Annotated in this window: 1 protein-coding gene and 2 pseudogenes; all 3 read left to right on the top strand. The window is 50.5% G+C overall.

The features are described from left to right. Positions 1-188: pseudogene (locus BHE89_RS19345) on the top strand (ParM/StbA family protein); the annotation flags it as partial. Between the two features lie 16 nt (positions 189-204). Continuing rightward, on the top strand, positions 205-498 hold the full coding sequence (locus BHE89_RS19350; protein WP_069369947.1) for a hypothetical protein: 294 nt from the start codon (positions 205-207) through the stop codon (positions 496-498). A 1-nt stretch (position 499) separates the two neighbouring features. Beyond that, positions 500-681 (top strand): annotated as a pseudogene (locus BHE89_RS19355) (DNA-binding protein); the annotation flags it as partial.

Genomic DNA, 681 nt, shown 5'->3' on the forward strand with positions numbered 1-681 from the left:
AAAACGCCTTGATCCCTATGCGGAAGTCAATGCGTGAGGACGGGATGGATGCTGACGTAGTTCTGCTGGCTGGTGGCGGTGCCGAGGCTTACCAAGATGCGGCCAGGGAGCTTTTCCCTAAGAGCAGGATTGTACTGCCCAACGAATCCGTGGCATCCAATGCCAGGGGCTTCTGGTTCTGCGGCTGATAGATAGGAGGTCGTTGTGGCTGGTAGCAAATGGGATGGAAAAATATCTAATCTGAACATATCGGAGCAAGCCTTTCCGGAGCTCTATCGTGAACTGTCCCAGATGCAGCATAAGGCGCGTAGTGATCGGCTCCGCGCCCTTGCTCTATTGGGTCTTTATTCTCTTCGATTTTCTGGCAACATTGGGTCTTTTCAGCAACAGGGTTCAGAGAGTCAACCTGCACAGCATCAAAATCCGCCAGTGCAGGCTGACGCAAAACTGAACTCTCAACGTGATTCACTTAAAGGAAAACTGATGGGCTCCGTATGACATGAAAGACCACGAGGAGTTCTCTACGCTATCAGCGGCTGAACGTAGAGAGTTAATAATCGCAGAGTTAAAGCGTAAAAGCCGCATTCGCACCCTGTTGCGAGGGCTCCCGTTAGATGAAGTTCGGGAGATCATTGACAGAATGAAGGGCGTTCTCAATGAACTGGAGGAAGAGTACAAAAA

The sequence above is a fragment of the Shigella sp. FC1967 genome (assembly GCF_001743005.1).
In the GTDB taxonomy this organism is placed as follows: domain Bacteria; phylum Pseudomonadota; class Gammaproteobacteria; order Enterobacterales; family Enterobacteriaceae; genus Proteus.